The sequence below is a fragment of the Kibdelosporangium aridum genome, assembly GCF_900176515.1.
GTDB classification, from domain to species: domain Bacteria; phylum Actinomycetota; class Actinomycetes; order Mycobacteriales; family Pseudonocardiaceae; genus Kibdelosporangium; species Kibdelosporangium aridum.
In genome coordinates this window covers 1,080,166-1,105,853 of record NZ_FWXV01000002.1, presented here as the reverse complement: position 1 = coordinate 1,105,853, position 25,688 = coordinate 1,080,166, and the positions used below count along the sequence as shown (strand labels likewise).

Sequence of the window (25,688 nt, the reverse complement as noted above, 5' to 3'; positions counted from 1 at the left end):
GAAGGGCCCGGTCGCCCGGGCCCTTCTTCGCGGTGAATCAGTGGAACAGCGCGGGCAGCGTGCCCTGCCAGGCGTTGCTCAGCTCCTCCAGCGAGAACGTCGCGACGTCCTGGATCTCCAGTGCCTTCGACTCCGGGTCGACGACGCCGAGCTTGCGCCACGGCATCGAGCGGGCGGTGAGCATGTCGGTGAACCGGAGTTCCTCGGTCCGCGGCACGGCCACGATCACCCGGCCGGTCGACTCGGAGAACAGCTGAACGAACGGATCCTGGTCCTCGGCAAGGAAAATCCGGGCACCCGTCTGCCCGATCAAGCAGGCCTCGACGATCGCCTGGGCGAGACCGCCCTCGGACAAGTCGTGAGCCGCGGAGATCATGCCGTCACGGGAACCGGCCCGCAGGATGTCCGCGAGCAGCATCTCGTGCTTCAGGTCGACCCGCGGCGGCAGACCGCTCAGCGACCCGTGCACGACGTGCGCCCATTCCGAGCCGCCGAACTCGTCAGCCGTGTTGCCCAGCAGCAGCAACGTTTCGCCGGCCTCGGCGCCGATGCCGGTGGGAATGCGCCGCCGGACGTCGTCGATCACGCCGAGCACGCCGACGACCGGCGTCGGCAGGATCGCGGTCGTCCCTGTCTGGTTGTAGAAGCTGACGTTTCCGCCGGTCACCGGGATGCCGAGCTCGACGCAGCCGTCCGCGAGACCGCGCACGGCCTGCTCGAACTGCCACATCACGCCGGGGTCCTCGGGCGAGCCGAAGTTGAGGCAGTTCGTCACCGCGACCGGGGTCGCGCCGCTGACCGCCACGTTCCGGTACGCCTCAGCCAACGCCAGTTGCGCGCCCGTGTACGGGTCGAGCTTGCAGTAACGGCCATTGCAGTCAACGGAAAGCGCGACACCGCGGCCGGATTCCTCGTCGATCCGGATCATCCCGGAGTCCGCCGGCTGCGAGAGCACCGTGCCGCCACGGACGTACCGGTCGTACTGGTCGGTGACCCAGTTGCGGGACGACAGGTTGTGCGAACCCACCATGCGCAGAACCAGGTCGCGCAGGTCCGAAGTGGACGGACGGGCCAGGTCGATCGGCTGCTGCAAGGAGTCCTGCTCAACCGGGCGCTGAACAGGCCGGTTGTACACCGGGCCCTCGTGGGCGACCGTGCGCGGCGGGACGTCGACGACGACCTCGTCGTGCCACGTGATCACCAGCCTGCCGGTGTCGGTGACCTCACCGATCTCGGTCGCGGTCACGTCCCACTTGGCGCAGACCTTCATGAAGGCGTCCACATCGGACGGCTTGACGACCGCGCACATCCGCTCCTGCGATTCGCTCGACAGGATCTCCGCCGGGGTCATTCCCTTGGCACGCAGGGGAACGCGGTCCAAGTTCACGTGCATGCCGCCGTCACCCGCGCTGGCGAGCTCAGAAGTCGCGCACGACAACCCAGCACCGCCGAGGTCCTGGATGCCGACGACGATTCCCTCACGGAACAGCTCAAGGCAGCACTCGATCAGCACCTTCTCCGTGAACGGGTCGCCGACCTGCACCGACGGCAGCTTCTTGCGCCCTGCCGTGGTTTCGTCGCCAGAGAAGGTGTCCGACGCCAGCACCGACACGCCGCCGATACCGTCAAGGCCGGTCCGCGCGCCGAACAGGATGATCTTGTTTCCCGTTCCGGACGCGTGCGCCAGGTGCAGGTCCTCGACGCGCATCGCGCCCACGCACAGGGCGTTGACCAGCGGGTTGCCCAGGTAGGTCGAGTCGAATACGACCTCGCCGCCGATGTTCGGCAGACCGAGGCAGTTGCCGTAACCGCCGACACCGGCCACCACGCCTGGCAGCACCCGGCGGGTGTCCGGGGCGTCAGCCGGGCCGAAGCGCAGCGAGTCCATCACGGCCAGCGGCCGCGCGCCCATCGCCATGATGTCGCGGACGATACCGCCGACGCCGGTCGCGGCACCCTGGTATGGCTCCACATAGGACGGATGGTTGTGGCTCTCCACCTTGAAGGTGACCGCCCAGCCGTCGCCGATGTCGACAACGCCCGCGTTCTCGCCGATCCCGGCGAGCATCTTCGAGCGCATCTGCTCGGTGGTGGTCTTGCCGAAGTAGGACAGGTGCACCTTGGAGGACTTGTAGGAGCAGTGCTCGCTCCACATCACCGAGTACATCGCCAGTTCGGCGTCGGTGGGCCTGCGGCCGAGGATCTCCCGGATCCGCTGGTACTCGTCGTCCTTCAGGCCCAGCTCCCGGTACGGCTGGGCGAGCTCAGGGGTGGACTCCGCGTGCTTGACAGTGTCTGTGTTGACTGCGTTGTTGGCTGTCATGCCTTCACCAGTGCGTCGATGGCGGAAAAGAACATCCCGAGGCCGTCGTCCGACGGTCCGGTCAGCGCGTCGATGGCGTGCTCGGGGTGCGGCATCAGGCCGACCACCCGGCCACGCGCGTCGGTGATCCCGGCGATGTTGTTCAGCGACCCGTTCGGGTTGTCGCCGACGTACCGGAACACCACGCGGCCTTCGCCTTCGAGCTCCGCCAAGGTGTTCGGCTCGGCGACGTAACCGCCTTCGCCCGATTTCAGCGGGATCAGGATCTCCGCGCCCTTGTCGTAGCGCGTGCTCCAGGCCGTCGAGGTGTTCTCCACCTTCAGCCACTGGTCACGGCAGACGAAGTGCAGTTCGTGGTTGCGCACGAGCGCGCCGGGCAGCAGCCCGGCCTCGCACAGGATCTGGAAACCGTTGCAGATCCCCAAGATCGGCATTCCCTTGCCCGCCGCTTCGATCACCGGGCCCATCACCGGGGCGAACCGGGCGATCGCGCCGCAGCGCAGGTAGTCGCCGTACGAGAAGCCGCCGGGCACGATCACCGCGTCCACGCCACGCAGGTCAGCGTCGGCGTGCCAGAGCGAAACGGCCTCGGCGCCCGCGTACTTCACCGCGCGGGCCGCGTCCTGGTCGTCGAGAGTGCCGGGGAACGTGATGACGCCGATCTTCGGAGCTGATGATCCGCTCGCAAGCTCGCTCATGCGTCGATCCTCCGGACGGTGAAGTCCTCGATCACGGTGTTGGCGAGCAGATCAGCGGCGATCTTGGTGAGCGTCTCGTCGTCGACCGAGTCGTCCACCTCCAGCTCGAAGCGCTTGCCTTGGCGCACCTCGGTGACGCCTTGGAATCCGAGACGGGGCAAGGCCTTGGCCACCGCCTGTCCCTGTGGGTCGAGAATCTCCGGCTTGGGCATTACGTCGACGACGACACGAGCCACGGTCGTTGCTCCCATTATCAAAGCCATCACAGCGGGTCACGGTGGACGGGAGAAGAGTACCTGACCTGGGGGTTTCGCTCTGCGCGAGCACGCTCGCCAAGCGAGCGCCGTCACAGCCAGGATCAGTGACATGCGACTTCTCGTACTGGGTGGGACGGTCTTCCTCGGCAAGGCGATCGCGGCCGAGGCCGTCACGCGTGGGCACGACGTGACCTGCGCGGCAAGGGGTAGCACGAACGAGGCGCCGGCCCCGTTGATCAAGCTGGACCGGGACGATCCGGACGGGCTCGCGCCACTGCGCGGCGAGCGGTTCGACGCCGTGGTGGACGTGGCGAAAATCTCCTATCCGCACGTCCGCAGGGCGGTCGAGCAGATCGAATCGGCGCACTGGACTTTCGTCTCGTCGATCAGCGTCTACACCGAGTTCCGGACCGGCCGGACCGATGACCCGACCTTCGAACCCCTGCTCGAACAGGGCACCGCCGCGACCATGGACGACTACGGCGCCATCAAGGTGGCCAGCGAGAACGCCGTCAAAGACGTCCACGGTGACAGCGCATTCATCGTCCGCGCCGGGTTGATCACCGGACGCGGCGACCTAAGCGATCGTTTCGGCTACTGGCCCGCGCGGCTGTCAGGCACCGGGCAGGCCGTGGCGCCCGATGTACCGGATCAGGCCACGCACCACATCGACGTGGAAGACCTGGCGAAGTGGATCATCGATGGTGCCGAGCAGCGGATCGGTGGCACGTTCAACGCCAGCGGACTGCCGATCCCGTTCGGCGAACTGCTGTCCCGCGTGAAAGCGGCCGTCGGCGGACAGGCGGAGATCGTGCCGGTCGCCGAGCAGAGGCTGCACGAGCTCGAGGTCAACGCGTGGGCCGGGCCGCGGTCACTGCCGCTGTGGGTGCCGGACGGGCACATCGTCGGCGCGAATTGGGACATACGACCCGCGATCGACGCGGGACTGACGTTCCGGTCGCTGGAGGAAGCCGCGCTGAACGCGTTCGAGTACGAACGCGAGCTCGGTTTGGCGCGTTCTCGTCGTGCCGGGCTCACCCTGGTGGAGGAAGCTGAGATCCTCGACCGTCGTTGAATGGCAGGATCTCAAGAATGCGCGAGACTTTCGACTACATCGTGGTAGGCGCCGGTAGCGCGGGATGTGTGGTCGCGAACCGGCTGACCGAGGACCCGGGCGTCCGGGTGCTGCTGCTGGAAGCGGGCGGCGAGGACAACGCCGACGAGATCCACATCCCGGCTGCGTTCGCGAACCTGTTCAAGACGAAGTGGGACTGGAACTACGAAACGGTCGAACAGAAACACATGGGCGGCCGCACCGCGTACTGGCCGCGGATGAAAGCGCTCGGCGGGTGCTCGTCGATGAACGCGATGATCTACATCCGCGGCAACCACGTCGACTACGACACCTGGCGCGACTCGCATGGCGCGACAGGCTGGGGTTGGGACGACGTGCTGCCGTACTTCGTCCGCGCGGAGCGCAACATGCGTTTGAGCGGTCCGTTGCACGGCACCGAAGGCCCGTTGTTCGTCGAAGACCGCCGCTACACACATGAGCTGTCCGAGGCGTGGGTCCAGGCCGCAGTCGCGTGGGGCCTCAAACCGACCGACGACTTCAACGGCGCCAGCCAGGAAGGCGCCGGCCAGTACCAGGTGACCTGCCACAACGGCCGCCGTTGGTCGACCGCGGACGCATACCTCCGCCCGGCTTTGCTCCGTGACAACTTGACGGTCCGGACGAACGCGCTGGCCACCAAGGTCATCATCGACTCCGGCCGTGCCGTCGGAATGGAGTACCTGCACGAAGGCACGGCCAGGACCACGTACGTCGACGGTGAAGTCGTGCTGTCCGGCGGCGCGGTCAACTCGCCGCAACTGTTGATGCTGTCCGGCATCGGTCCGGCCGAACACCTGCGGGAAATGGGCATCGACGTGCTCGTCGGCCTGAACGAGGTCGGTGAGAACCTGCACGACCACCCGGCAGCCGGAATCATCTACACGACCCAGAAGACGACAGACCTGGTCGACTACGCCAACCCCCGCCGCCTGGTGCAATGGCAGCTGACCGGCCGCGGCCCAATGGCGTCGAATGTCGGCGAGGCAGGCGGATTCCTGCCGACCTCCGAAAGCCTGCCCGCGCCGGACATGCAGTTCGTGGTCGCGCCAACCTTGTTCTACGACAACGGAATGCACGAACCCACCGCACGCGGGTTCACCGCCGCCGCAGTGCATGTCGCACCCAAGAGCCGAGGACGCTTGCGGTTGCGGTCGAACAACCCACAATGGCGCCCGGAGATCGACCCGGCCTACTACGCCGATCCCTCGGACATGGACGTGATGGTCGCCGGAATGCGGATGCAGCAGGAAATCTGCGCCCGCCCTGCCATGGCCCGCTACCTCGACCGCACGTTCAAGCCGGAATCACTCGACATCACCGACGCGGAACTGGCCGACCACATCCGCGAGATCACGCAGACCCTGTACCACCCGGTGGGTACGTGCTCGATCGGCACGGTCGTCGACCCTTCGCTGAAGGTCAACGGTGTTGAGGGGCTTCGAGTCGCGGATGCTTCCGTGATGCCGATGGTTCCGCGCGGAAACACCAACGCCCCGACGATCATGGTGGGTGAAAAGGCCGCGGACCTGATCAAGAACAGCGAATGACTCGAACCCTGTGGACAACCGGGCGCCGTGGATCTTCGCGGCGCCCGGATTGTCAGTGGTGCCAAGTAGGCTGGTGATCGGGGGCCGGAGGCCGCGCTCCCGCCAAGTCCGCCTGAGTCAGGTGCGGACCAGGCCGGTGTCGTCGACGATCCAGCCCTGTGGCAGCTCGTTCTTCATCTCCAACGACACCGTCATGCCGTGGGTGTCCGCTGTCGTGGTCGCTGCGGACGACATGTCCAGGCCGCCGTTGAAAGCGCTGTGGTTGAGGTCGATCGGTTGCGCGAACTTGCTGCCCCGCAACACGACTTTGCCGTCGAACGTCGCGTGCGCCAGTTTGGTCACACCGTCGAATTTGGACTGTTTGAGGTCGACCAGTTGGTCCGCCTCGAAGTTGGTGAACCACGCCCGCTTGTGGAACGTTGTGCCCGGCGCGATGAACTTGCCCCAGCTGTGCGCCGAGGTGAACCAGGCGTCGCCGTAGATCTCCATGTTGCCGAAGGCGTTGGCTTCGTACAGGTTCACCGACCGGGCCGTGAGCTGGCCGACGACGCGCTCGGAGATGTCGAAGTACTCCAGGGTCGCGCCGGTCAGGTCCAGGTCGTACGTGGGTGCGCGGCCGTCGCCGCTCTCCGGCAGCAGTTCACCGATCAGCCGCTGTGCGGTCAACCGGACCTGGCGTTCGCGGTCGGCCTCCACCGATTCCTCGACTTCGGAGGCGCCGCGCAGCCGGGCGTAGTGCGCGTGGTCGAACGGCCTGCGCAAGTACGCGCACATCACGTCAAGCACTGTCTGCGTGTACTCCGGGCGGCTACGGGCAAGCCCGGCCAGTGCGTGCATCGCGCCGACCCTGACCTGGTCGGCGTCGTTGCCCAGCAGTTCGATGGACCTGGCGAAGCGCTCGTCGGTGGAACGTTCGCGGTCGTGCTGCATCCGCTGGCTTTCCATCTGCTGGCGCGCCTGCTCGATGGTGTGCCGCTGGGTTTCCAGGTCGTGCCTGCGGCGTTCGACGTCCTGGCGGTCTTCGTCGATCTTGTGACGGCGGTCGGCGAGCCACAACGCGTACAGGCCGACGATCGCGGCGGCTGCGAGGCCGCCGGTTCTCAGCGCGTCACTGAGCGTCGAGCCGCCGTCGAGCATCACCCAGCCCGCGACGGTGAACAGCAGACCGACGGCACCGATGATCGTGCCGGTGAGTGCGCGGGCCTGCTGCGCGAACAACACCCCGCTGCCGATCATGAGCAGCACGCCGACAATCACCAGGGCCAAATTCATCCGCACATTTTGGTGCGCATCCAGCCCCGCCGATAGGGCCGGATGCAGCAGTCCGTCACGACTTGTCGAGCGCCTCGATTTCTTCCGCGGTCAGCACAAGATCCACTGCGGCGGCCGAATCCTGGATGCTGGCCGGACGCGACGAACCCGGGATCGGGATGACCACCGGCGACTTGGCGAGCATCCACGCGAGACACACCCGCTGTGGGCTGACGTCACGGGCCGTTCCGATCTCGGCGAACGCGCCGAACCGCGCCCCCAGGGCGCCGGCCTTGCTGATGCCGCCGAGCGGGCTCCACGGCAGGAACGCGATGCCCAGCTCGTCGCACAGCTCCAGCTCCGGCTCGCTTGACCGGAACGCAGGCGAGAACTGGTTCTGCACGGCAGCCAGCCTGCCGCCGAGGATCTCGTTGGCCTGCTTGATCTCCTCGGGGTTGAAGTTCGATACGCCCGCGTACCGGATCTTGCCTTCGTCCAGCAGGTCACGCACGGCACTGACCGATTCGGCGATCGGCGTCTTCGGGTCTGGCCGGTGGAACTGGTAGAGCCCGATCGCCTCGACGCCGAGCCGCTTCAGTGACGCCTCGCACGCCTGCTTGATGTAGGCCGCCGTGCCGTTGAGTCCCCAGCCGCCGTCCGGCAGGCGCGTGTGGCCGCCCTTGGTGGCGATCAGCACGTCGGAGGTGTCGCCGCTGTACGAGGCCACAGCGTTGGCGATCAGCGTCTCGTTGTGCCCGAAGTCGGCGGCGCTGAGGCTGTACGCGTCCGCTGTGTCGATGAAGTTGATGCCCGCGTCCAGCGCAGCGTGGATGGTGTCGACGGCACGCTGCTCGTCCGGCCGTCCCTCGATCGACAACGGCATTCCGCCGAGGCCGATGGCGCTGACCTGGGTTTCGCCGATCCGACGAGTCCGCATGGGGGATCTCTCCGTTCTCTGCTCGCTGATGTACTCCCAGCCTGCGCCCACTGTATTAATCTGTCCAACAGAGAAAACTGATGCCATTCAGCACCACGGGTGATTAATCATGGAACTCCGGCAGCTCGAATACTTCGTCGCCGTCGCCGAAGAATCTCATTTCACCCGCGCGGCCAAGCGGATGCACGTGGCGCAGTCCGGGCTCTCCTCGGCGATCCGTTCCCTTGAGCGGGAGCTGGGGGCCTCACTGTTCATCAGAAGTACACGGCAAGTCGAACTTACGCCCGCGGGGCGTGCCCTGCTCGTCGAAGCGCGCCGGGCGCTGAGCGCGACCGACGCGGCTCGTGACGCGGTCGCGGCGGTGCAGGGCTTGATCCGCGGCAACTTGGCTGTCGGCTCGCTGCAGTGCGTGCACGTGGTCAACGTGCCACACGTTCTCGCCCGGTTTCACGCCGCGCACCCCGGCGTGGAGATCCAGTTGCGGCAGGGCGGTTCCCGGCACCTGATCGACCAGGTCAAGGCGGGCCGGTTGGACATTGCCTTGGTAGCAAGGCCATTGCGGCCGACGGACGACGTGCTGATCCGCCCTTTGGCGAGCGAACCCCTTGTCCTGGCGTGCGGTTTGGAGCATCCGCTCGCCAACCGGACCGAGGTGTCACTGGCCGACCTGTCCAGAGAACCGTTTGTGGATTTCCAACCAGATTGGGGTTCACGCGATCTTGTCGATTCGGTGGTCGGCGACCGGCGGATCGCGTTCGAGGTCAACGACGTGCATTCGCTGCTCGACCTGGTGACCTTCGGGCTCGGCGTGGCACTGGTGCCGCAGTCCTTTTCGGTCAAGACCGACAAGGCGCAGTTCGTCGGCCTCGCCGAAGCTGTGCCCGCGTGGGAGACCGTCGTGGTCACGTCCGAGACGCCCAGCGCCGCGGCGACCGCGTTGCTGGACACGGTCGCCGCGGCTCGTAGCGGTCGCTGTTAACCGTTCGCCAGAGCCTGCAAACGGTCGTAAGCGCCGTTGAAGTAGTTCTGGTCGATCGGGGTGGATGTGTACTGCCAGAACGTCCAGACGCGCCACGCGTACGGCAGGGCGCCGACCGTGGACGAGTACCTGGCCACCCACAGGGGGTTGGTGGACGAGAAGTCACCATCGACGCACTGCGACCACCAGCTGGTGCTCGTGTAGATCACCGGCCAGCGGCTGGTGCGTGCGTGGTACTGGTCGCTGAAGCTCTTGATCCACGCGGTCATGCTCGGTTTGGACAGTCCGTAACACGTTGCGCCGTAAGGGTTGTATTCCATGTCCAGCGCGCCGGGCAGCGTCTTGCCGTCTCGCGACCAGCCGCCGCCGTGATCGACGAAGTAGTTGGCCTGCGCGGCGCCACTCGACGCGTTCGGGATCGCGAAGTGGTACGCGCCGCGGATCATGCCGATGTTGTAGGAACCGTTGTACTGCTGGGCGAAATACGGGTTGCGGTAGTTCAGGTTCTCGGTCGCCTTGACGAAGGCGAACCGCTTGCCCTGGCCCCACCAGTGGGCCCAGTCCACATTGCCTTGCCAGCCGCTGACGTCGATGCCGTGCACGACGGCCTGGATGTCGACGTCGTGCGGCACCAGCACCATCGGCTCGCTGCCTTCGTGCTTGGCGATCTGCGAGCCCATCGGATGGTCGTTCTCCGCGATGTACCGATCGGTCGGGTCAACGGGAACCGGCGCGGCGCCAGCAGGTAAGGCGCCGATCAGCAGAACAGAGGCGGACACCACTGCGGTCAGCAGGCGGCGGCCCCTTGGGATTGCAGGGATCTTCATGGGGATGCCCTTTCCTTGCCCTCGCAGACGGCTAACTGAAAGTAGCCGCCTGAGTCAGGATTGTGAGCCCATAACTACCCACTTGTCACGCTTTGGTGTGAAAGAATCACTAGGGTTAACCAACTTGACAGTTGCGGGGCTGAGTACCTTGCTGTTCAAAGCCGGTAAGGTTGCGCTCGGCCGGCCAGTTGGATCGATCGCGCGAGTGCCGAAGGGTGTGGACGGTGGAGAGCCCGAGCTGGCCCGCGGCCGAGGGGTCAGGCGGGTGTGAACGGTTCGCCCGGCGCTGGGCCGCGGCCGTCCGGAACACCAGTTATGTCGCGCTGGAGACCGAGGAGATCGTCGAGCGGCTGACCGAGTTCGCCAAAGTTCTCGCCGACGCCGCGTGCTCCGACACCTACGTCCAGGAGCCCGTCGAGTGGATCGGCGTCGAGCTGGTGCGGATGCGCTTCATCGAGACCGAGTCGCTCGCCGCGTCCATTCGGGTGATTGGTGAAGGGCTGCCAGCGCTTGCCGGTTCGGCCGAACGGGCGATGGAGCGGCTCCCGAAAATTCTTGCTTCACTTGTGACCGGCTTCAACGAGGCGACAAGTGAACGCATTCTTGAAGATCAGCAATCGGATTCGGTCCGCTCCGCGGTGCTGGACGCCCGCCGTGGCGCACACGCAGCGTTGCGAGCGAGCGAGGCCCGGTTCCAGGCCGTCTTCCACGAAGCCGCGGTCGGGATCGGCATCTGCGACATGCGCGGCAACATCATCGACGCCAACCGGGCGATGTCCGACCTGCTCGGTGTCCCGCTCACCGAGCTGCGCACGATGAACATCGAGGAGTTCTTCGAAAAGGACATGCCGATCGAGCTCCGCAAGGAGTACGACGAGGCGATGGCGGGCGAGCGCGACAACTACCAAGTCGAGCGCCGGTTCCGCCGGCGTGACGGGGTCACGTTGCGCACCAACGTGAAAGTCTCGGTGGTCCGCGACGAAGCCGGCCGGCCGCAGTACCTCGTCGGGATGATCGAGGACATCACCGAGCGGCACACGTTGCAGCGCAGGCTGCGGCACGAGGCAACGCACGACCCGTTGACCGGTCTGCCCAACCGCGCGCTGTTCCAGGAGCGTCTCAACGAAGTCTTCGCCGCGGGCGGCGAAACCCGCGTCGGCCTGTGCTACCTGGACGTCGACGGCTTCAAAGTGATCAACGACAGTCTCGGCCACGACGTCGGCGACCAGCTGCTGGTCGCGGTCGGTACCCGGCTGGGCGTGCTCGTCGACGGTCCTGACCGGATGGTCGCGCGGATGGGCGGCGACGAATTCGTTGTCCTGGTTCAGGATTGTGCGTCCATCAAGGACCTCACGCTGCTGGCCGAGAAGATACTGGCCGCCTTGCGTGAACCGGTCCGGATCGGCGGGCACGACCTGACCGTGTCGGCGAGCATCGGGATTGTCGAGCGCCCGTGCGAGGGCACGACGCCAGCGGACACCATGCGGGACGCGGATGTCACGCTGTACTGGGCAAAGTCCGACGGCAAAGATCAGTACGCGTGCTTCGACCCTGAGCGCAACGCCCATGAGGTCGCCCGCTTCACGTTGTCCGCGCGGATGCCTGCCGCGCTGGAGCGCGAAGAGTTCTATGTGGACTACCAGCCGATCGTCCGGCTGCCCGACGGCGAACTGCACGGCGTGGAAGCGCTGGTGCGCTGGCGTCACCCGGAGTTCGGCCCGCTCGGCCCGGACCGGTTCATCGGGCTGGCCGAGGAGACCGGCCTGATCGTCCCCTTGGGACGCTGGGTGTTGCGGACCGCGTGCATCCAGGCGAAGGAATGGTGGGACCGCTTCGGCGACGACGCGCCGTACGTCAGTGTCAACCTGGCGGTCCGGCAATGCCGGGATCCTGGCCTGGTCGACGACATCCGCAAGATCCTCGCCGAGACCGGACTGCCCGCGCACCGCGTGCAGCTCGAGCTCACTGAGAGCGCGATCATGGGCGCGACCGGCGAGCCGCTTGAGATGCTGCGCACGCTGGTCGACCTCGGCCTGACGATCGCGATCGACGACTTCGGCACGGGGTATTCGAACCTGGCGTATCTGCGGGTTCTGCCGGTGCGCACGCTCAAGATCGCCGGGTCGTTCCTCGAAGGCCTGCGTGACCCGGGCAACGCCAGCCTGGTCGACACCCAGATCGTGCGGACCCTGGTATCCCTCGCGCACCTGCTCGGCCTGACCGTGACGGCCGAAGGCGTCGAGACGACCGAGCAGGCCGACCGGTTGCGCCGGATCGGCGCGGACTGCGCACAGGGCTGGCTCTACGCCAAGTCCGGCCCGCCGTCGGAGATCGAGCGCTGGCTCACCGCGGCCAGGTCGAACTCCTGATCAGCCGGCATCAGTCGACGAGGTGCTCGGCCGGGACGATCGCGCTGATCGGGCCGATCGGGTTGACCAGCAGCGGGAAGCCGTCCAGCAGCGGCGCGATGTCCCGCCCGGTGACCAGCCGCCACCCCGGCCACGCCGACGGAACGTGCTCCTCGGACGTGCACACCGGCACGTAGACCCGGCCCTGGTCGTCGGGGAACCCGAGGACGTCGTACTCCTGGGCGGACCGCGCGTAGAGCAGCAAGGTCGCGTCCCGCAGCACCGGTGCCAAGTCCGCAGCCTCCCGATGTCCGGTCCGGATGAGCTGCAACAGCTCGTCGACGGGGCCGGCGGGAGCGGGCATCCGCAGCGCCTGGGGCGACGGACGGTACCGGTCGTTGGGCTGGAAGTCGTCCTCGATCTCGCCGTCGGCGTCGACCGGGTAGGCGCCGACAACACCCCACGGCGGCACGTCTGCTTCGGACTCGAACAGTGGATCGATCACATACAGCCACGTGTTCGGGTTACTCTTCGCGCTCGCCCGCATCTCGGGCGTGATGTCCGGCGGCATTCGTGGATCGTAGGCGCGGTTCCGATCACGCAGCGGAGTGGGGTTCGGTAACGTCCTGCCCCATGGGGAGCTTCAGGGTGGGGGTTCTGGCGCTTGTGCTGGCCGTGGCAGCGTGTTCGAGTGCCGAACAGGGTACGCCGATCGCACAGCAGGGAAATGACGACCGCACGTCGACGACCAAGCCGACCAGCAAGACGCAAACCCCTTCGACCACGACTTCGACAAAGCCGGCGCGGCCGCGAACCATCGATCTGAAACAGTTCGACCCGTGCAAGATCATTGAAAAAGTCGCGCCTGAGCTCGGTTTGCCCGCGGAGAAGCTCACCGCGGAGGCGGCGCAGGGCTTCGCGCCCGGATCGGTCAGGTGCGCGCAGATCCGCAACCGGGGCATTGGGAGCGACTTCGGGGTGTTGCACGCGATGAGTCGCAGCGTTCAGGAGCACGCGACCAGTTACCTGGTCACCACCCCGATCACCCTCGAGGGATTCCCGGCGTTGGTGATGGAGGGCAACTACGTCAACGACTGCTACGTCGGCGTCGACGTGGCCGACGACCAGACCCTCGTCATTTCATGGACCATCTACTTGGAAAACGGCAAACCCGCGATGAGCGATGTGTGCGCCGGCACCAAGAAGGCCGCTGCCGCCGCGATGAAGCTGGTTGCCGCGGCATGATCATCGGTCACATATTCACTGCACAAAGTTGTGAGGTTGTGGGAACCACTCCCGGACCAGATGCATCAGAGCTAAAGTCATCGCAAACGCACAGGCAGATCAGGGAGACGCGCCGTGTTGATTGATGGTGGGGGGTCGTCGGCACCGAGCCCCGCAGGATCGGGATCGCCACAGACAATGAGGGTCAACCCGGCCGCTATTCCGGGTGCCCGCGATGCGTTCCACGAAGCCGCACGTCAGATCAAGGACCTTGTCAAGAAGCTCTCCGAACTGCCGACGCCCAACTGGGCGGGTGACCCGGTCAGCAAGATCACCGCGGTGCGGTTCGACGCGGGTGACGGCTCGACTGGTCGGCGGGCGGCGATGGAGACGCTCGCCAAGTACGCGAACGAGCTGCAGAACTCCGGTGACGCTCTGCAAGCGGCGCACGACCACTACGTGCGCGTCGAGGGTGTCAACGCCGAGCGGTGGCGCGGCAAGGGCTTCGAGGACGTCTGAGGGGGGTTATGACGATGACGAGTGACATCAGGTGGAATGGCCTTGACCATCCGGCCATCTACAACATGATCAACGCAGGCGCGGGCCCGAACGCCTCGGACACTCCAGCGGACTTCTGGAAGATGCTGTCCGAGGGTTTGAAGGAAATCAGCGACACGCTGCACAAGAAGCTGGGCGACCTGGACGTCCACTGGCAGGGTCTGTCGGCTGACCAGGCGCTCGCCGGGATGACTCCGCTCAAGGAATGGGCAGGAAAGGCCCAGGGCGGCTCGAACGTGATGCAGACGTCCTTCGAGCTGCAGGGCAACTACGTCGGTGACGCCCGCAACGAGGTGCCGCCGCCCAAGCAGGTGACCACGCCGGCGCCGTCCGGGTGGGCGATCGCAGGCGCCGTCGGTGCCGCGATGGTCGGCAACGCCGGTCCGGCTGCCGCGGTCGCCGCGCAGTCCGCCGACCACGAGGCGCAGGAGCGCGCCCAGGACGAGGCAGCGCGCCAGGCCGTGCAGGCGATGCAGAAGTACGAGAAGAGCAGCGACTGGAACGCTGACACCCTCGGCCAGTTCGAGGACCCGCCGAAACTCGTCGTCGAGACGCCGCCGCCCGACCCGTCGTTGCACCAGGGCTCGGTCGACAGCCGCGGCATGTACAACACCACCGGCGTGCACCACAACCAGTCGACGTCGACCAGCTCGGTGCACCACACGCCGATCGGTTCGCAGACCTCGCCGCAGCCGAACGTGACGCCGCACCAGTCGTTCACGCCGCCGCAGACGACGAACCCGAACCAGTTCACGCCGCCGCAGAACTACCCGACGCCGCCGCAGAACAACCCGGGTCTGCCGCCGACGCCGCCCAAGCCACCGATCCAGCCGCCGTTCCCGCCGGGTACCGGCCCCAACGGACCGTGGGGCACTGGCCCGTTCCCGCCGGGCACGGGTCCGTTCTCCGGTCAGGGTGGCCAGAACCCCAACCTGCGTCCCGGCATCCCCGGTGGCGGCGGCACGGGTGGCCCGAACTCGGGCGGTCGCGGTGGCCTCGGCAACCCGAACGCCGGCTTCGGGCAGAACTCGTCGATGATGGACGAGACCCGGCAGGGCCGTCCCGGCATGGGCGGTAACCCGATGCTGCAGGAAGGCGGTGCCCGCACCGGCCCCGGCGGCAACATGGGCCAGGGTGGCCGTGGTGGCCCCGGTGGCATGGCGCCGGGTGGCCGCGCGGAGGGCGAAGAGGACACCGAGCACGAGACGCCGGACTACCTGATGGAGACCGACGACATCTTCGGTGACGAGCGCATGATCGCGCCATCCGTGATCGGCGAGAAGCCCGAACAGCAGTGATAGATCTGGGCGCACCCGTGCAACCCAGGCCGATCACCATTTCGGCACTCGAGTTCGACGTCCTGTGGGAGCACCTCGGCTACGAGGACATGCCACTGGCCGTCAAGGTGCCCTCACCGGGCGCGACGTGGACCGAGCGCAAGCAGTTGGTCGACCAGGCCTGGGCCGCGCTGGAACAGCGCGGCCTTGGCCGGTCGGTCGAGCTCGACCCGGGGATCGAACGCGCGCTGGGCATCCTGTCCCGGCCCGACCGTGAGATCGACGGCCGGACGTGGCTCGGTCGGAGTGTCCGTTTCCTCGCCGCCTCGCGCGAGGGGGAGGCGGTGCTCGCGATCCTGGCGGACAACTTCCTGACGCTCCACAGCGTGCCCGCGCAGTCGTTGGCGAGCGTGGCGACTGGAGTGCTGTCCCCGGTACCCGCAGGCCCCGGCCAGTCGGTGAACATCCGCGCCGAGGACTTCGAGGTCGCCGCGAACAGCGCGGGCGGCACGCAGCAAGGCTTCGAGCAGGCTCTGCGCAACCGTGGGATCAGGGAAGACGACGTCCAGACGCTGTCGACCATGATCAAGGACGTGGTGGCGACCGGGAACTTCGGCGCCGCCGCGCGGGACAAGTGGGGCAAGCGGCACCGCGCCGAGCGCGTCGTCGCCTTCTTCGACACCGAGGACGGCCGGTACGTGCAGGTCCGCAAGCCGTCGGCGGACGGCGGGTGGACCACGATCTCCCCGACGGACAACCGGCGCCTGACCCACCAGGTCGAGCTGCTGCTCGGCGAAGTGGTCCGCGAAGCTGAGAGCAGGTAGTGCCCCGAAAGCCCGTCGACCCGCACGAACTTCGTGCCGCGATCGCCGAAGTGATGCCCTGGCTCACCGGCGAGACAGACGAAACGCCCGCACGGCCAGTCCTCGCGACTGCCGTGCGGGCCAGTCTTCGCACTCTTGAGCAAATAGCCCCGGGGCATACGGTCGAAGTCAGGGTGCCGCCGTTCGCGGCGATCCAGTGCATCCCCGGGCCACGGCACACCCGCGGCACGCCGCCGAACGTGATCGAGATGGATCCGCGGACCTGGCTCGAACTCGCGACCGGCCTGCTCGCGTGGCCGGACGCCGTCGCGGCCGCCCGCGTTTCGGCCTCCGGAACACGCGCCGACATCGGGGAACTCCTGCCAGTCGTGCGCAACGTCTGACGTAGGCCATAAGGGCGGTAACGCGGTCTCGATAGTGGGGCGCACCACAGCCGGTTGGTCCGTACGGGTGGTAGAGCCATCTACACTGGAGATCAGCCTGCATTCCGTCCCCAGGGAGCGCTTCGCGTGGTCACCGACCAGTCAGCCCCCCAAGCCGGCACCATCGACTCAGAACCCCGCGAGGAATGCGGGGTCTTCGGAGTCTGGGCGCCCGGCGAGGAAGTCGCCAAGCTTACGTACTACGGGCTGTACGCGTTGCAGCACCGTGGGCAGGAAGCAGCCGGTATCTCGGTGGCGGACGGCCAACAGGTCGTCGTGTTCAAGGATCTCGGCCTGGTCAGCCAGGTGTTCGACGAGCAGGTGCTGCACTCGCTGAGGGGACATGTCGCAGTCGGCCACTGCCGCTACTCCACGACCGGGTCGGGCACGTGGGAGAACGCCCAGCCGACCTTCCGCACCACCGCCAGCGGCAAAGGCCTGTCGCTGGGCCACAACGGCAACCTGGTGAACACCGCCGAGCTGCTTGAGCGCTCCGAACAGGCGGGCATCACCACCAAGAACGGCGCGACCACCGACTCGGACCTGATCTGCGGGCTGCTGGCGGCAGCCGCGTCGGACACGAGCCTCGAGCTGGCCGCGATGGAACTGCTGCCGACCCTGCGTGGCGCGTTCTGTCTGGTTTGGTCGGACGAGTCCACCTTGTACGCGGCACGCGACCCGCACGGCGTGCACCCGCTCGTACTCGGCCGCCTTGAACGCGGCTGGGTTGTCGCGAGCGAGACCGCCGCGCTGGACATCGTCGGCGCGTCGTTCGTACGTGAGGTCGAGCCCGGTGAACTGCTGGCGATCGACGAGGGCGGCCTGCGGTCGTCGCGCTTCGCCGTACCGGAGCCGAAGGGCTGCGTTTTCGAGTACGTCTACCTGGCCAGGCCGGACACCACGATCGCAGGCCGCGGTGTGCACGCGACGCGCGTGGAGATCGGCCGCAGGCTCGCCACCGAGCACCCGGCCGAAGCCGACCTGGTGATCCCGGTGCCGGAGTCCGGCACGCCCGCGGCGATCGGCTACGCGCAGGCGTCCGGCATCCCGTACGGCCAGGGCCTGGTCAAGAACGCTTACGTCGGGCGGACCTTCATCCAGCCGTCGCAGACCATCCGGCAGCTGGGCATCCGGCTCAAGCTCAACCCCTTGCGGGACGTCATCCGCGGCAAGCGCCTTGTCGTCGTGGACGACTCGATCGTGCGCGGCAACACCCAGCGCGCCCTGGTCCGGATGCTGCGCGAGGCCGGAGCGCTCGAGGTGCACGTCCGGATCGCGTCTCCGCCGGTGAAATGGCCGTGTTTCTACGGAATCGACTTCGCCTCACGGGCCGAGCTGATCGCCAACGGCCTCGACTTCGACGGTGTGCGCAGGTCGGTTGGCGCGGACTCACTCGGCTACATCTCGCTGGAGAGCATGGTCGCCGCGACCGAGCAGCCACGCAGCAGGCTATGCATGGCGTGCTTTGACGGGCACTACCCGATCACGCTGCCCGGTGAGGCGTTGATCGGTAAGCATCTGCTGGAGAGCGTGGAAAAAGGTGTCGCGGGGCCGGCCACACCTGTCTTGGTCAACGGGTACGGTGCCGAGGACGCGTTGCAGCGTCCCTGAGGCCGTAACCACACGACAAGGATGACCGCTCGGTGATGACACCGCACGACCATGGCTCGACCAAGACCGCTGCGGAGCACATCCAGAAGCTCAAGCCGTGGGCGGAAAAGGCGTCCCGGCCGGAGGTGCTGTCCGTGCTCGGCGGGTTCGCCGGGCTGTTCAAGCTGAAGCTCGACCGCTGGAACGAGCCGGTGCTCGCGTCGGCGACCGAGGGTGTCGGTACGAAGATCGCGGTCGCGCAGGCGATGGACGTGCACGACACGATCGGCATCGACCTCGTCGCGATGGTGGTCGACGACCTCGTGGTGTGCGGTGCGGAACCGTTGTTCCTGGAGAACTACATCGCCACCGGCAGGATCAACCCGGACAAGATCGCCGCGTTGGTCAAGGGAATCTCCGACGGCTGCGCCAAAGCGGGCTGTGCGCTGCTCGGCGGCGAAACGGCTGAGCGGCCCGGCCTGATGCCGGAGGAGGACTACGACGTCTCGGCGACTGGCGTCGGTGTCGTCGAAGCGGACAACATCCTTGGCGCGGAACGGGTTCGCCCCGGTGACGTGGTGATCGGGCTTGCCTCGTCCGGCCTGCACTCCAACGGCTACTCGTTGGCCCGCAAGGTGCTGCTGGAGATCGCCAGGATGCCGCTGGAGGGCCACGTCGAGGAGTTCGGGCGCACCCTTGGTGAGGAACTGCTTGAGCCGACCAAGATCTACGCCAAGGACTGTCTGGCTTTGGCCGCGGAGACCGATGTCCGGACGTTCGCGCACATCACCGGCGGCGGCTTGGTGGCCAACCTCGCGCGGGTGATCCCCCAAGGCCTGACCGCGGTTCTCGACCGCGGCGGATGGACGCCCGCGCCGGTGTTCGGCGTGATCGGCCGCCGTGGCCGGGTCGAACGCGACGAACTGGAGCGCACCTTCAACATGGGCATCGGCATGGTCGCCGTGCTCAGTCCCGAGGACATCGACCGCGCGCTGGCGATCCTCACCGCGCGGCACGTGGATGCGTGGGTGATCGGCGAGGTGGAAGTCGCCGACGCCGGTAGCCAGCGTGCGATCCTCCGCGGCGACCACCCACGCTTCTGATATGTCCTATTAGGACTTAAGGGTGCAGCCCGGCTTGGTCAGCTCCAGCGTGGAACCGGTGAAGCAGGCCGGGATCATGTCGATCTGCTGGCCGTAGCGACGTCCGGCCGTGCTGGTCTCGTTGCCGTCCGCGTCGACCTCGCAAGGGTTGTTCGCCGTGCACTGCTCGCCTTTCTCGTTGGACGTGTTGTGCACGCCGACGACCGTGTTGCCGTCCGGGGCGATCAATGGGGATCCCGAAGCGCCATGGCCAGGGCCGCAGTCGTCCGTCTGCTCGTAGCGGATCGAGTTGTCCAGCAGGTAGCCGTCTTCCTTCAAGTGCGGCACGACGGCTTCGGCCGTGCAGTTCTCCGGCAGAACGCTCTTGAGCACGGTGACCTTGGCACCCGCTTTGACCGGGTTCGTGGTGAGGTCGAAGACTTTCGCGCCTTCGGTGGCCAGCTGTCCGTACGTCTTGTCCAAGCGGTACAGCGCGATGTCGGTGCCGGTCATGGTCGCGTAGACGAGCCGGTTCGCCTTGGCTGTCGTCTTGTCGTAGCCCTCGCTGTCGGCGATGGGCACTTCGCGGTCGGCATGTTGGTCCACCATCGCCGCTCCGGGCGCGGGCCGGTCACCCTCAACGCAGTGGCCGTTGGTCAACATCAGCGCGGGGTCCTCGGGCTTGGCGTCCGGCATGCGGACAACGGACCCCATGCAGTTGCCGAGGTTTACGGATCCTTCGAGGGATGGCCGCACGTCGTCCGGTGGGACGTTGGTTCCGTTGATGATCCCGTTGATCCAGTCGAGGTGCTTGGAGGCGTCGGTGAACAACGCCTGACGGGACTCGCTGTGGCCGGTCAACGTACCGGCGATCACCCATTCGTCGCCTTCGCGGACCAACGCGGGACCACCCGAGTCGGTGTTGCCCACATCGGCCTTGTCGGGGCTGCTAAGGCATATCTCAGCGTCCGGTATGCCGGGCGGACATGTCGAGAGCGGCTGGACCACGAAGTCGGCTTCGTGCAACCGGCCGGGGTAACACGGCGGCTTGCCGTCTTCGCACATGTTGCCCCAGCCTACGAAGCGCACGGCGGTGCCGTCCGGGGGCGTGCTCGAGGCGATCCGGATGGGTTTGGCCTGCACCGGGGTGGCCAAGTGCAGCAGCGCGTGGTCCCTTCCGAAGTAGCTCTCGCGTTCGGTGGCCAGCCGGTAGAACTTGTCGACGTCGACGAGTTCACCGCCGGACTTCGTGTTCAGCGAACCGATCCGGACCTTCCACCCGCGCGGAGTGCCGTTTTTCGCGAGGGTAGGGACGCGGGCACAGTGGCTCGCGGTCAACACCCATTGCGGCGCAACGACAGTCACGCCACAACCGTGACTGTTCGAACCAGGGGCTCCTGGAGCCTGCAATGAGCCCAGGAACGCATAGGGCTCGGTTGACTCCCTCCCGTTGATGATGGCGTTCGCGGGGGTGGCGATCGCTGCGGCTGCGGCGAGCGCCAACGTCGTTACTAGAAGTGGGGACCTGATGGACATGGGCCCTACCGTGGCCTGACTGTGTTCACGGACAGCGATCGTTGTGTCACTGTTTTGCTACAGGGGTTAACCATTCGCATTCGTCGTGATCGCGCGGCACACTTGAGTCATGGCTGAGAACTTGTTCGTGACGGGTGCGCTGGTGATCCCAGCGGCCGAGTTGCGCGAACGCTTCTCTCGGTCGTCCGGGCCAGGTGGGCAAGGCGTGAACACCACGGACAGCCGAGTGGAGCTGTCGTTCGACGTGGCCGGTTCACCGTCCATTCCGGACACATTGCGCCCGCGCATCCTCGACCGGCTGTCGACGCGGCTCGTCGACGGGGTCGTCACGGTCGCCGCGAGCGAATTCCGTGCGCAGCTCGCGAATCGGCAGGCGGCGCGCGACCGGCTGGCAGCGTTGCTGCGTAGCGCTTCCGAACCGCCACCGCCCAAGCGGCGCCCGACTCGGCCGAGCCGGGCCGCGAAAGAGCGGCGGCTCACCGAGAAGCGCCGCCGCGGCGAGACGAAGCGCTCCCGCCGGTCGAGTTTCAGCGACTGATCCCGTGCACGCCTTCCGTGCTGATCAGGACGACGATTGAGTCTTTGGTGAGGTGCTCCCGAAAGGCTCGGACGCCCGCGAGACTCGCGGCGCCGCACTCACCCGCGACGATGTCCTTGTCGGCCAGGTCACGCATGGCCTCGTCGGTCTCTTCGTCGGTGACTGTGACCGCCGCGTCCACGCCGTTCTTCAGGTAGGGCCAGGCGTGGGTGTCGACGTCGCCCGCGTTCAGACCGGCCATCTTCGACGGGTGCGGCCCAGGCACGTTGACGGGTTCGCCTGCCTGCAACGACTTCAGCAGGCAGGCTGCCGAGTCTGGCTCCACGGTCAGGATCTTGGGGCGGGCTCCGTCACTTCGGTAGTGCTGTACGACCGCTGAGGCGAACGCGCCCGCGCCGACCGGGACGACGACCAGGTCCGGTGCTTCGGTGAGTTGTTCGTCGATCTCGTGCAGGATCGTTCGATAGCCCTGGGTTGCCCAGATCGGCGTCATCGAGTCGCCGACGTCCGCGGCCAGCAGAGCTTTCGGGTTTTCGCTCGCTCGTTGGGTCGCTCGTTCGACCGCTTGCTGGTAGTCGCCGTCAACGACGTCCACCTTCGCGCCTTCGCCGCGGATCGCTTCGATCCTCGCCGGGGCTGTGCCCGCCGGGATGAAGATGTGGGCTTTGAGGTTCAGCAGCTTGGCCATGTACGCGACCGCTCGGCCGTGGTTGCCCGCCGTCGCGCTGACCAGCGTGGTCTCCGGGTCGACCTTGAGGTCCTTGAGGCTTGTCGTGCCGCCGAGGCCTTTGAAGATCGCCCAGGCCGCGCCGAGGATCTTGAACGACGGCAGCCCGGCTCTCAGGTGCTCGTCCTTCACCAGCAGTCGGCGCACTCCGAGCTCTTTGGCCAGGTCAGGGACTTCGATCAACGGGGTGGGTGCGAACCCGGGCAGTTCGCGGTGCACCGCCCTGGGGTCCCCGTCGGAGGTGGCTGCCGGTGCTGTCCAGGAGCGTGCCGAAGGGTTGAGGTACATGCCCTGCACTCTACATTCTGAATTCAGAATTCAAAGCACAAAGTACAGCGCTCAGAGTTCAGTACTCTGTGTTCAGCATGTAGTACTCTGTGTTCATGGCGATTACCAAGCGCCCCTTGCGCGAGCAGATCCGCGACGAAGTCCTGGCCAGGCTGGTCCGCGGCGACTACCCCGTCGGCGAGCGCATCAACGAGGGCCAACTCGCCGACGACCTGGGCGTCAGCCGGACACCGCTGAGAGAAGCCCTCGCCGGCCTCGCCCAGGAAGGCGTGCTCGAACTACGCCCCAACCGCGGCTTCTGGCTCTCCCCGCTCACAGTCGACGAGGTCAAAGAGACCTACCCGATCATCGGGGCCCTGGAAGTCGCCGCACTCCGCACCTGCGCCATCGACGAGCTGGTCGCCAGCGTGCCAAAGCTGAACGAACTAGCCCAGCGCATGCTCGACGTCGACCCGATCCAAGCAGGCGCGATCGACGACCAATGGCACGACGAACTGCTGAAGTCATGTCCGAACAAGCGCCTGCTGCAACTGATCAAAGCCCAGAAGACGGTCGTCCACCGCTACGAGTTCGCCTACTTCACCAGCCGCAAACGCATCATGCGCGCCGAAACCGAGCACCGGATGATCGCCAAAGCCATCCTCGAACGCGACATGGACAGAGCAGCAGGCGAACTGATCGGCAACTGGACCGTCGACCCCGGAGTCCTCCGCGAGATCTTCGACCAAGGCGTGAGCTGACTGCCTCTGAACCGCGACGATTCGAATGGCGGCGGTGCTGAACTCCGCGCACGCACCTTCGAAGCCATCGCCGTCGACCGTGCGTCAAGCCTGCCTGGGGCCCAAGACCTGCACCAACGCAAAACTGTCAGACCCCTCCGGTAGCGTGAAAATCAGGGGGACCCCCTCGGGAATTGTTGTTGCGATGGAGTGCGTCCGAAGGTGGGTTCAGGTGTTGAGCCACTTGTAGCGGCGCTCTGGCCTTCCGGTTCCGCCGTACCGCAGTGTCACCTCGGACTTGCCCGTCTCGGTGAAGTGCTCGAGGTACCGGCGAGCAGAAACCCGCGACAACTCGGTCAACTGAGCGCATTCCGTGGCGGACAAGCCTTCCGGGTGCGCCCGCATCACGCGTTCCACCAGTTCGGCGGTCTGCTCGGTGAGCCCCTTGGGCAGGCTCGTCGCCCCGCGCGGACGTGCCCCGAAAACCTGGTCGACGTCGGCCTGCCCGGCCACCGCGAGCCGGTCGAGCTTCTCGTGCAGAGTCGCGAAATGCCGCAACTGGTCGAACAAAGCCGAGTACGAGAAGGGCTTGATCAGGTAGTGCAGCACGCCACCCCGCATCGCGCGACGAACAGTCTCCACGTCGTTCGCCGCACTGATCACGATCACGTCGGTATCTCCCTGCGATGACCGGAGTTCTTGCAGCACCGCAAGTCCGTCCATGTCCGGCAGGTAGATGTCGAGCAAAACCAGGTCCGGCTTGAGTTCTCGCGCGGCCTGCAGGGCGTCAGCGCCTGTGTGCGCGACGCCGACGACCGAGAACCCCGGCGTCCGGGATACGTATCCACTGTGGACCTTCGCGACCATGAAGTCGTCGTCGACCACCAGCACCGTCTTCATCGCGGCACCAGCGCGGTGAACACCGCGCCCCCTTCGTTGTGCACGTCGATCCATCCTTGCCTGCGGATGCAGGTTTGCCGCGCCAACGCCAGCCCGAGCCCGCGTTTGCCGCCTTCCTCAGCCGCCTTTGTGGTGAATCCGTTCCGGAACACTTCACGGGCGATCTCCGGTGCCACGCCCGGCCCGGAGTCGCGCACCACCACCCGGATCGCGTCGTCGAGCTCGCTGATGTCCACCTCGATCCACCCGTCCCGTACTCCGCCGAGTGCGTCGACGGCGTTGTCCACCAGGTTTCCCAGTACCGTCACCAGGTCTGCGGACAGCGCCGGGTCTACTTCGGACAACCTGCTGCCGGGGGACAGTCGCAGGCCGACGCTGTGCTCCGCTGCCACGCTCGCCTTCGCGATCAGCAACGCGGCTACTGCCGCGTCGTGGATACGAGCGCTCACCTCGGCGTGCCATTGCTGCTGAGTGTGGGACACCGTTGTGATGAATCGCCGGACTTCGTCGTACTCGCCGAGTTCGATCAGGCCGGAGATCGTGTGCAGGCGGTTGGAGAACTCGTGCGCCTGGGCGCGCAGGGTGTCCGTCGTGTTCTGGGTCGCGGCGAGTTCGTTCTGCAGTGCGACCATCTCGGTACGGTCCCGCATCGTCACCACCGACCCGATTGACTGGTCGTGCAGGGTGATCGGCATCCGGTTCATCGTCAGCACCCGGCCTTTGCGCAGCACGATCTGGTCCGCCCCGGCCGCGCGCCCGGTCAGCACGTCCGTCATCCGCTCATTGAAGTCCAAATCAGACACCGACTTGCCGACACTGTCGTCCGGAATGGACAAAAGCGTCCGTGCGTGGTCGTTGACCAGCACGATCCGGTCGTTGCGGTCGAGGCCGACCACACCTTCCTTGATCCCGTGCAGCATCGCTTCACGCTGCTCGACCAGCGAGGTGATCTCGGCCGGTTCGAGCCCGAGTGTCTGCTTCTTCACCCGTTGCGCCAGCAGGAGCGAGCCGGTCACACCGAGCACAGTGGCCAGTCCGAGCAACACGAGCGCGTTCGTCGGAGACTCCACCACGCCGGCGAAGAGACCCTGTGTCTCTATGCCGACCGCGACGATGCCGATCAGCTTGGCCTTGTTGCCCAGCACAGGCACGTGGGCGACAAGGGTGTCGCCGATGACGCCGACCCACGACCGGCCCGTCGGGATCGTGCTGTCGCCGACGTCCAGCTTGGAGCCGTTGCGGCCAGGGATTGTCGAGGTCACCACGGTCAGATCCGGCAACGCGAAGGTGACCTCGTCCGCGCCGGACAGGCTGCGCGTGATCTCAGCGAAGCCCGGGAGCGCCGGGTAGCGCAGCGGATCAGCCAAGGCGCCGGGGATGGCCTCACCACCGCGTGAGTCATCCGTGCCGCGGACGGTCGGTGTGGCGGCGAGGTTCTCGGCGGCCAGCAGCATCCGGCGGCCCTCGACGTCCATGAAGGTCTCGTTCGACTGAATCGCCGAGAAGGCCGCGACGGCGGTGAGCAGGGCGAGCACGATCACCACCTGCCAGGCCAGCAGCTGGCGGGCCAGCGAGCCCTTGACACCCATGCGCACCTCCTCGTGACCACAAGTACCTAAACCTTCGATACGCGCCTAAGCGCGACATCACGGTAAACCGCGTGCAACATAAGTCAACGCTGTCGTCGAAGTCACAGAGAGGTGAGGTGTCGCGACGTGCGAG

The 25,688-nt window shown here is 66.6% G+C and carries 24 protein-coding genes; 13 read left to right on the top strand and 11 right to left on the bottom strand.

From position 1 onward, the window contains the following. Nucleotides 1-37 precede the first annotated feature (37 nt). From purL to purS, 3 genes are read right to left on the bottom strand one after another with little or no spacing between them, the layout of a single operon-like run. On the bottom strand, nt 38-2,323 hold the full coding sequence (gene purL, locus B9C43_RS14770; RefSeq protein WP_084426931.1) for a phosphoribosylformylglycinamidine synthase subunit PurL: 2,286 nt from the start codon (nt 2,321-2,323) through the stop codon (nt 38-40). Further along, nucleotides 2,320-3,021, bottom strand: coding sequence for a phosphoribosylformylglycinamidine synthase subunit PurQ (gene purQ, locus B9C43_RS14765; RefSeq protein ID WP_033382241.1), 702 nt, complete (start codon nt 3,019-3,021; stop codon nt 2,320-2,322). The genes purL and purQ overlap by 4 nt, the downstream gene beginning before the upstream one ends. Then, on the bottom strand, nt 3,018-3,257 hold the full coding sequence (purS, locus tag B9C43_RS14760; protein ID WP_033382250.1) for a phosphoribosylformylglycinamidine synthase subunit PurS: 240 nt from the start codon (nt 3,255-3,257) through the stop codon (nt 3,018-3,020). Before purS ends, purQ begins: the two co-directional genes overlap by 4 nt. A 130-nt stretch (nt 3,258-3,387) precedes the next feature. On the opposite strand from purS, the gene B9C43_RS14755 reads away from it, so the two are divergent. Beyond that, nucleotides 3,388-4,353 (top strand): NAD-dependent epimerase/dehydratase family protein, encoded by a 966-nt coding sequence (locus B9C43_RS14755; protein ID WP_084426928.1) that lies wholly within the window; start codon nt 3,388-3,390, stop codon nt 4,351-4,353. Nucleotides 4,354-4,370: 17 nt separating this feature from the next. Further along, nucleotides 4,371-5,939: a GMC family oxidoreductase gene (locus B9C43_RS14750; RefSeq protein WP_084426925.1), complete on the top strand. Its 1,569-nt coding sequence runs from the start codon at nt 4,371-4,373 to the stop codon at nt 5,937-5,939. 117 nt (nt 5,940-6,056) lie between these two features. Here B9C43_RS14750 and B9C43_RS14745 read toward each other — a convergent pair whose 3' ends face one another. After that, complete coding sequence (locus B9C43_RS14745) at nt 6,057-7,211, bottom strand: pentapeptide repeat-containing protein (protein WP_084426922.1); 1,155 nt, start codon at nt 7,209-7,211, stop codon at nt 6,057-6,059. 55 nt (nt 7,212-7,266) lie between these two features. Next, complete coding sequence (locus tag B9C43_RS14740; RefSeq protein WP_084426919.1) at nt 7,267-8,127, bottom strand: aldo/keto reductase; 861 nt, start codon at nt 8,125-8,127, stop codon at nt 7,267-7,269. 109 nt (nt 8,128-8,236) lie between these two features. On the opposite strand from B9C43_RS14740, the gene B9C43_RS14735 reads away from it, so the two are divergent. Further along, entirely contained in the window at nt 8,237-9,106 is an 870-nt protein-coding gene (locus B9C43_RS14735) for a LysR family transcriptional regulator (RefSeq protein WP_033382229.1), read from the top strand. Here the strand turns inward: B9C43_RS14735 and B9C43_RS14730 are convergent. Continuing rightward, a complete protein-coding gene (locus tag B9C43_RS14730) occupies nt 9,103-9,933 on the bottom strand; it encodes a lysozyme (RefSeq protein ID WP_033382228.1) in 831 nt (276 codons plus the stop codon). The genes B9C43_RS14735 and B9C43_RS14730 overlap by 4 nt on opposite strands. A 224-nt stretch (nt 9,934-10,157) precedes the next feature. Between B9C43_RS14730 and B9C43_RS14725 the strand changes: the two genes are divergently transcribed. After that, complete coding sequence (locus B9C43_RS14725; protein WP_084428148.1) at nt 10,158-12,302, top strand: putative bifunctional diguanylate cyclase/phosphodiesterase; 2,145 nt, start codon at nt 10,158-10,160, stop codon at nt 12,300-12,302. Between the two features lie 10 nt (nt 12,303-12,312). Here B9C43_RS14725 and B9C43_RS14720 read toward each other — a convergent pair whose 3' ends face one another. Beyond that, nucleotides 12,313-12,852 (bottom strand): type VII secretion system-associated protein, encoded by a 540-nt coding sequence (locus B9C43_RS14720; RefSeq protein WP_051895207.1) that lies wholly within the window; start codon nt 12,850-12,852, stop codon nt 12,313-12,315. A 62-nt stretch (nt 12,853-12,914) separates the two neighbouring features. Between B9C43_RS14720 and B9C43_RS14715 the strand changes: the two genes are divergently transcribed. From B9C43_RS14715 to purM, 7 genes are all read left to right on the top strand, one after another. After that, entirely contained in the window at nt 12,915-13,526 is a 612-nt protein-coding gene (locus B9C43_RS14715; protein ID WP_084426916.1) for a DUF3558 family protein, read from the top strand. Between the two features lie 177 nt (nt 13,527-13,703). Beyond that, a complete protein-coding gene (locus B9C43_RS14710) occupies nt 13,704-14,024 on the top strand; it encodes a hypothetical protein (RefSeq protein WP_033382225.1) in 321 nt (106 codons plus the stop codon). Between the two features lie 14 nt (nt 14,025-14,038). Beyond that, on the top strand, nt 14,039-15,361 hold the full coding sequence (locus B9C43_RS59585; protein WP_160096519.1) for a PPE domain-containing protein: 1,323 nt from the start codon (nt 14,039-14,041) through the stop codon (nt 15,359-15,361). A gap of 17 nt (nt 15,362-15,378) precedes the next feature. Beyond that, nucleotides 15,379-16,164, top strand: a complete 786-nt coding sequence (locus B9C43_RS14700; RefSeq protein ID WP_235038611.1) for an ESX secretion-associated protein EspG — start codon at nt 15,379-15,381, stop codon at nt 16,162-16,164. Between the two features lie 53 nt (nt 16,165-16,217). Beyond that, on the top strand, nt 16,218-16,547 hold the full coding sequence (locus tag B9C43_RS14695) for a sterol carrier family protein (RefSeq protein WP_084428146.1): 330 nt from the start codon (nt 16,218-16,220) through the stop codon (nt 16,545-16,547). A 126-nt stretch (nt 16,548-16,673) separates the two neighbouring features. Further along, nucleotides 16,674-18,197, top strand: a complete 1,524-nt coding sequence (purF, locus tag B9C43_RS14690; RefSeq protein WP_084426913.1) for an amidophosphoribosyltransferase — start codon at nt 16,674-16,676, stop codon at nt 18,195-18,197. 35 nt (nt 18,198-18,232) lie between these two features. Beyond that, on the top strand, nt 18,233-19,279 hold the full coding sequence (gene purM / locus B9C43_RS14685; protein ID WP_051895205.1) for a phosphoribosylformylglycinamidine cyclo-ligase: 1,047 nt from the start codon (nt 18,233-18,235) through the stop codon (nt 19,277-19,279). A 9-nt stretch (nt 19,280-19,288) separates the two neighbouring features. Here purM and B9C43_RS14680 read toward each other — a convergent pair whose 3' ends face one another. Next, on the bottom strand, nt 19,289-20,794 hold the full coding sequence (locus B9C43_RS14680; protein ID WP_084426910.1) for a serine protease: 1,506 nt from the start codon (nt 20,792-20,794) through the stop codon (nt 19,289-19,291). A 109-nt stretch (nt 20,795-20,903) separates the two neighbouring features. On the opposite strand from B9C43_RS14680, the gene arfB reads away from it, so the two are divergent. Then, nucleotides 20,904-21,332: an alternative ribosome rescue aminoacyl-tRNA hydrolase ArfB gene (gene arfB, locus B9C43_RS14675; RefSeq protein ID WP_084426908.1), complete on the top strand. Its 429-nt coding sequence runs from the start codon at nt 20,904-20,906 to the stop codon at nt 21,330-21,332. Here arfB and B9C43_RS14670 read toward each other — a convergent pair. Further along, nucleotides 21,322-22,347, bottom strand: coding sequence for a pyridoxal-phosphate dependent enzyme (locus tag B9C43_RS14670; protein WP_084426905.1), 1,026 nt, complete (start codon nt 22,345-22,347; stop codon nt 21,322-21,324). The two genes, arfB and B9C43_RS14670, sit on opposite strands and share 11 nt — an antisense overlap. 95 nt (nt 22,348-22,442) lie before the next feature. Here B9C43_RS14670 and B9C43_RS14665 point away from each other — a divergent pair, with 95 nt between their 5' ends. Next, nucleotides 22,443-23,087 (top strand): GntR family transcriptional regulator, encoded by a 645-nt coding sequence (locus tag B9C43_RS14665; RefSeq protein WP_143446338.1) that lies wholly within the window; start codon nt 22,443-22,445, stop codon nt 23,085-23,087. A gap of 207 nt (nt 23,088-23,294) precedes the next feature. Here B9C43_RS14665 and B9C43_RS14660 read toward each other — a convergent pair whose 3' ends face one another. Further along, on the bottom strand, nt 23,295-23,966 hold the full coding sequence (locus B9C43_RS14660) for a response regulator (protein WP_033382218.1): 672 nt from the start codon (nt 23,964-23,966) through the stop codon (nt 23,295-23,297). Beyond that, complete coding sequence (locus B9C43_RS14655) at nt 23,963-25,555, bottom strand: sensor histidine kinase (protein ID WP_084426899.1); 1,593 nt, start codon at nt 25,553-25,555, stop codon at nt 23,963-23,965. Before B9C43_RS14655 ends, B9C43_RS14660 begins: the two co-directional genes overlap by 4 nt. Nucleotides 25,556-25,688: the final 133 nt, after the last annotated feature.

Coding starts and splice junctions, on each gene's coding strand:
- purL (WP_084426931.1), bottom strand. CDS start 2,323: ATGACAGCCAACAACGCAGTCAACACAGACACTGTCAAGCACGCGGAG.
- purQ (WP_033382241.1), bottom strand. CDS start 3,021: ATGAGCGAGCTTGCGAGCGGATCATCAGCTCCGAAGATCGGCGTCATC.
- B9C43_RS14755 (WP_084426928.1), top strand. CDS start 3,388: ATGCGACTTCTCGTACTGGGTGGGACGGTCTTCCTCGGCAAGGCGATC.
- B9C43_RS14750 (WP_084426925.1), top strand. CDS start 4,371: ATGCGCGAGACTTTCGACTACATCGTGGTAGGCGCCGGTAGCGCGGGA.
- B9C43_RS14745 (WP_084426922.1), bottom strand. CDS start 7,211: ATGAATTTGGCCCTGGTGATTGTCGGCGTGCTGCTCATGATCGGCAGC.
- B9C43_RS14740 (WP_084426919.1), bottom strand. CDS start 8,127: ATGCGGACTCGTCGGATCGGCGAAACCCAGGTCAGCGCCATCGGCCTC.
- B9C43_RS14735 (WP_033382229.1), top strand. CDS start 8,237: ATGGAACTCCGGCAGCTCGAATACTTCGTCGCCGTCGCCGAAGAATCT.
- B9C43_RS14730 (WP_033382228.1), bottom strand. CDS start 9,933: ATGAAGATCCCTGCAATCCCAAGGGGCCGCCGCCTGCTGACCGCAGTG.
- B9C43_RS14720 (WP_051895207.1), bottom strand. CDS start 12,852: ATGCCGCCGGACATCACGCCCGAGATGCGGGCGAGCGCGAAGAGTAAC.
- B9C43_RS14715 (WP_084426916.1), top strand. CDS start 12,915: ATGGGGAGCTTCAGGGTGGGGGTTCTGGCGCTTGTGCTGGCCGTGGCA.
- B9C43_RS14710 (WP_033382225.1), top strand. CDS start 13,704: ATGAGGGTCAACCCGGCCGCTATTCCGGGTGCCCGCGATGCGTTCCAC.
- B9C43_RS59585 (WP_160096519.1), top strand. CDS start 14,039: ATGACGAGTGACATCAGGTGGAATGGCCTTGACCATCCGGCCATCTAC.
- B9C43_RS14695 (WP_084428146.1), top strand. CDS start 16,218: ATGCCCTGGCTCACCGGCGAGACAGACGAAACGCCCGCACGGCCAGTC.
- purM (WP_051895205.1), top strand. CDS start 18,233: ATGACACCGCACGACCATGGCTCGACCAAGACCGCTGCGGAGCACATC.
- B9C43_RS14680 (WP_084426910.1), bottom strand. CDS start 20,794: ATGTCCATCAGGTCCCCACTTCTAGTAACGACGTTGGCGCTCGCCGCA.
- arfB (WP_084426908.1), top strand. CDS start 20,904: ATGGCTGAGAACTTGTTCGTGACGGGTGCGCTGGTGATCCCAGCGGCC.
- B9C43_RS14670 (WP_084426905.1), bottom strand. CDS start 22,347: ATGTACCTCAACCCTTCGGCACGCTCCTGGACAGCACCGGCAGCCACC.
- B9C43_RS14665 (WP_143446338.1), top strand. CDS start 22,443: ATGGCGATTACCAAGCGCCCCTTGCGCGAGCAGATCCGCGACGAAGTC.
- B9C43_RS14660 (WP_033382218.1), bottom strand. CDS start 23,966: ATGAAGACGGTGCTGGTGGTCGACGACGACTTCATGGTCGCGAAGGTC.
- B9C43_RS14655 (WP_084426899.1), bottom strand. CDS start 25,555: ATGGGTGTCAAGGGCTCGCTGGCCCGCCAGCTGCTGGCCTGGCAGGTG.